This window comes from Bacillus sp. LR_5 (assembly GCF_042709275.1).
This window is the reverse complement of sequence record NZ_JAVAXX010000419.1, coordinates 1-4016: the sequence shown is the minus strand read 5'-3', so window position 1 is coordinate 4016 and position 4016 is coordinate 1. Positions and strand designations below refer to the sequence as shown.

Below are 4016 nucleotides of genomic sequence, written 5' to 3'. Positions count from 1 at the left end.
AGAAAGAGGAATGACGTAAGAACAAGCCCCTTCTCATTTGCGAGAAGGGGTTTTTCTTTTCAAAAACACCGCAAGACATAGTCTTGCGGTGCCGCCTTCATGGAGATTACGTTTATTTAGTAGCCTCCTACAAATGCAGTTCCCACAATGATCAAGAGGATAAATAACACAACAATCAAAGCGAAAGAAGTTCCGTAACCTGACATTTTGTGCACCTCCTTGCGAGATTGCTTCAGCAAATGCTGCAAAACTGTGGCGGACAGGGTCCCGCAGAGACGGTCAGCAGCTTAGAAGCCGCCAACAAACGCAGCCCCTACGATAATTAAAAGAATAAACAATACAACGATTAAAGCGAAAGAACTGATGCCGCCGTAACCGCCGCCGTTAGAGTATCCTGACATAAGGTTTCACCTCCCTATGAAGGATACTATAAGATATGCTGAACCGATCCATTTGGCAGGGATAATAGTGGACAAGAGAAAAAATGAAGAATTCGGCTATATGAAGGTGATATAAAAAATAGCGGGCGCTGCCGCCCGCTATTTATGTACGATTAAGAGATCAGCACGCCCGCGAAAAATTCCTGGTATAATGCTTGAACGGCTTTTCTTTCTTCGGCTTCTTTTACGCCGAACATCATGCTCACTTCAGAAGATCCCTGATTGATCATTTCGATATTCACCTGTGCCTCTGATAATGCTTTGGCGGCTCTTGCCGTTGTACCGACATTGTGGCGCATCGCTTCCCCTACAACCATAATCAGGGCGAGATGATGCTCGACGATGACTTCATCGGCATGCAAATCCTCTTCGATCCGTTTGATGACGCTGCGTTCAGTGGCGGCATCCATTTGCCCCTGCCGTAAAATGATCGTCATGTCATCGATTCCCGATGGAACATGCTCGTACGTCAAACCATGCTCCTCCAGGATTTGAAGGGCTCTGCGGCCAAAACCGATTTCTCTGTTCATGAGATATTTGCTGATATAAATGCTGCAAAAACCGGTGTCGCTGGCAATGCCGACGACAGGCCCGTTTGTGTTATCCCGCTTGCTGACGACGCGGGTGCCTTCGGCTGAGGGGTTGTTCGTATTTTTGATCTGAACAGGAATCCCCGCTCTGAATGCCGGAATGAGCGCTTCATCATGAAACACTGAAAAGCCCGCGTAGGACAGCTCCCGCATCTCTCTATATGTCAGCTCGCTGATTTCCTTTGGATTCTCAACGAAGGACGGATTGACAGAATACACAGCGTCCACGTCTGTAAAGTTTTCGTACAAATCGGCTTGTAGTCCGTTGGCAAGAATCGAACCGGTAATATCAGAACCGCTCCGTGAGAATGTGATCACATCGCCATCCTTGCTGAATCCGAAAAAACCGGGAAAAATGATGAGTCCGTCACGTTCCCGAAGACGATAGAGGTTTTGATAGGATTCAGGAAGAACTTGCGCGTTGCCGGGTTCATTTGTCACAAAGAGGCCGGCATCCTTCGGGTTTACATATTCCGCTTTGACGCCTTTATAACGGAAGTAAGCGGCGATCAGTTTGGCATTGTTATCCTCTCCGCTGGCCTTGACTGCGTCAAGGTATTGTTCGGGATTGCTTTTGTCTCCTTCTAAAAGCGTAAACAGATCATCTCTGATTTTTTCGATAATGCTTTGCCCCAGCTGAAGCTCATTGGCGATGAGAGCGTACCGTTCCACAACAGCTTCCGCCAGTTCAGGTGCGCTGCCTGTTGCCAAATATTGTTCTGCACATGCGATTAAGAGATCAGTCACTTTCGTATCCTCGGCATAGCGTTTTCCCGGAGCTGAAATGACTACAGCTTTCCGTGCCGGATCTGAGGTAACGATGTGAAACACCTTGTCAAGCTGGGCGCCTGAAGCAAGTGAGCTGCCTCCGAATTTAACGACCTTCATGTTTACATCTCCTAATGTTTAAAATTTTCACACAAATTTAGTATTTATTATCTCTCTTTCAGTACTGTAAATCAAGGGGGAATTTCTTTCTCAGGAGAACATTTGTATTTTTCACGAGGAATAATGTTAGGTTTGCTGACCGTATGCCTGCGTTATAAAGATAAATATGGTAAACAGCCTAACGTTTTGGGATGGAAAATGGTTAGAATGATTAGTAAAATTGATAAATGACTAGGTTAACATTTTTAAAGAATATTGACTAACCCTATAAAAATGGTAATATGTAAATGATAATGATAATCAATTACTATATGGCCATATTGTTTTGAGTCCTTGCGGAGTAGGAGATACGTTCTTTTTGCTGTAAGGATGTAAGGAGGCAGCATGAAGCTACGTTACTTATTTATTCTACTTATCATATTAGCAGTCACATCTGTATTTATCGGTGTAGAAGATCTGTCGCCGCTTGATCTCTTCGATTTAAGCAAACAAGAGGCGTCAACGCTGTTTGCAAGCCGTTTGCCGCGATTGATCAGCATTGTCATTGCGGGATTAAGCATGAGCATCTGCGGTTTGATTATGCAGCAGATCAGCAGAAATAAATTCGTGTCACCGACGACGGCGGGCACGATGGATTGGGCGAGGCTCGGCATTTTAATTTCCTTGCTGCTGTTTACATCCGCCAGTCCTTTAATCAAAATGCTGGTCGCGTTTGTCTTTGCCCTTGCAGGAAATTTTCTGTTTATGAAAATCCTTGAAAGAATCAAGTTTAACGACACCATCTTTATTCCGCTTGTCGGTTTAATGCTCGGGAATATCGTCAGTTCAATCGCGACATTTATCGCATATAAATATGACTTGATCCAGAATGTGTCATCATGGCTGCAGGGAGACTTCTCTTTAGTCGTGAAAGGAAGATACGAGCTTCTTTATCTGAGTATTCCGCTCGTCATCATTGCCTATGTGTATGCGGATAAATTCACATTGGCCGGTATGGGTGAAAGCTTTTCTGTCAACCTCGGCCTCAAGTATAAACGGGTTGTGAACATCGGGCTCATTATCGTGTCCCTGATCACGTCTCTTGTCATTTTGACTGTCGGTATGCTGCCGTTTCTCGGTTTAATCATCCCGAATATTGTATCGATTTACAGAGGAGACAATCTGAAGAGCAGCCTGCCGCATACTGCGCTGTTGGGAGCGGTTTTTGTGCTGTTTTGCGATATACTGGGCAGAATCATTATCTTCCCTTATGAAATCTCGATTGGCCTGATGGTCGGAATCATCGGCAGCGGCATTTTCCTGTTTATGCTGTTAAGGAGAAAAGCCTATGCGTAACCAGATGAAAATAGCTTTGCTCGTTGTTTTAGCCATTGTATGTATAGGCTTGTTTTTGTTTTATGACTTAGGCAATTGGGATTACACCCTGCCGAGACGAATCAAAAAAGTCGCTGCCATTGTGCTGACGGGGGGAGCGATTGCGTTTTCGACCATGATCTTTCAAACGATTACGAACAACCGCATCCTGACGCCGAGCATTTTGGGCCTTGATTCTCTCTACATGCTGATTCAGACTGGCATTATCTTTTTGTTCGGTTCTGCGAATATGGTCATCATGAATAAAAACATCAACTTTATCATCTCTGTTCTGCTGATGATACTGTTTTCTCTTGTTTTGTATCAGATCATGTTCAAGGGTGAGGGGAGAAATATCTTTTTCCTTCTGCTTATCGGAATCGTGTTTGGCACGCTGTTCAGCAGCCTGTCTTCTTTTATGCAGATGCTGATTGATCCGAACGAGTTCCAAGTTGTGCAGGACAAGATGTTTGCCAGCTTTAACAATATCAATACGGATTTGTTATGGCTCGCGTTCATCATCTTCCTGCTGACAGGCGTTTATGTCTGGCGTTTTACAAAATTTTTCGATGTGCTGTCGCTCGGACGCGAGCACGCCGTGAATTTGGGCATTGACTACGACAAAGTGGTGAAGCAGATGCTGATCGTGGTTGCGATTTTGGTTTCTGTTTCAACAGCGCTAGTCGGGCCGATTATGTTTTTAGGCCTTCTGGTCGTCAACCTGGCGAGAGAATTCCTGAAAACA

The 4016-nt window shown here is 44.8% G+C and carries 5 protein-coding genes; 2 read left to right on the top strand and 3 right to left on the bottom strand.

What is annotated here, in order from left to right:
* Positions 1–116: 116 nt before the first annotated feature.
* The 3 genes from RAC86_RS36145 to RAC86_RS36135 form a co-directional block, all read right to left on the bottom strand.
* Entirely contained in the window at positions 117–206 is a 90-nt protein-coding gene (locus RAC86_RS36145) for a YjcZ family sporulation protein (RefSeq protein WP_015482794.1), read from the bottom strand.
* A gap of 81 nt (positions 207–287) precedes the next feature.
* Entirely contained in the window at positions 288–401 is a 114-nt protein-coding gene (locus tag RAC86_RS36140; protein ID WP_032728921.1) for a YjcZ family sporulation protein, read from the bottom strand.
* A 152-nt stretch (positions 402–553) separates the two neighbouring features.
* Positions 554–1918 (bottom strand): aspartate kinase, encoded by a 1365-nt coding sequence (locus RAC86_RS36135; RefSeq protein ID WP_377886733.1) that lies wholly within the window; start codon positions 1916–1918, stop codon positions 554–556.
* 384 nt (positions 1919–2302) lie between these two features.
* On the opposite strand from RAC86_RS36135, the gene yclN reads away from it, so the two are divergent.
* Both yclN and yclO read left to right on the top strand, forming a co-directional pair.
* Entirely contained in the window at positions 2303–3253 is a 951-nt protein-coding gene (gene yclN / locus RAC86_RS36130; RefSeq protein ID WP_014475804.1) for a petrobactin ABC transporter permease YclN, read from the top strand.
* A partial coding sequence (yclO, locus tag RAC86_RS36125) for a petrobactin ABC transporter permease YclO (protein ID WP_377886732.1) occupies positions 3246–4016 on the top strand: 771 nt, incomplete at its 3' end. The genes yclN and yclO, both read left to right, overlap by 8 nt.

What these genes read in the sequence shown, in the direction of transcription:
- RAC86_RS36145 (WP_015482794.1), bottom strand. Translation starts at nt 206, where the DNA reads ATGTCAGGTTACGGAACTTCTTTCGCTTTGATTGTTGTGTTATTTATC.
- RAC86_RS36140 (WP_032728921.1), bottom strand. Translation starts at nt 401, where the DNA reads ATGTCAGGATACTCTAACGGCGGCGGTTACGGCGGCATCAGTTCTTTC.
- RAC86_RS36135 (WP_377886733.1), bottom strand. Translation starts at nt 1,918, where the DNA reads ATGAAGGTCGTTAAATTCGGAGGCAGCTCACTTGCTTCAGGCGCCCAG.
- yclN (WP_014475804.1), top strand. Translation starts at nt 2,303, where the DNA reads ATGAAGCTACGTTACTTATTTATTCTACTTATCATATTAGCAGTCACA.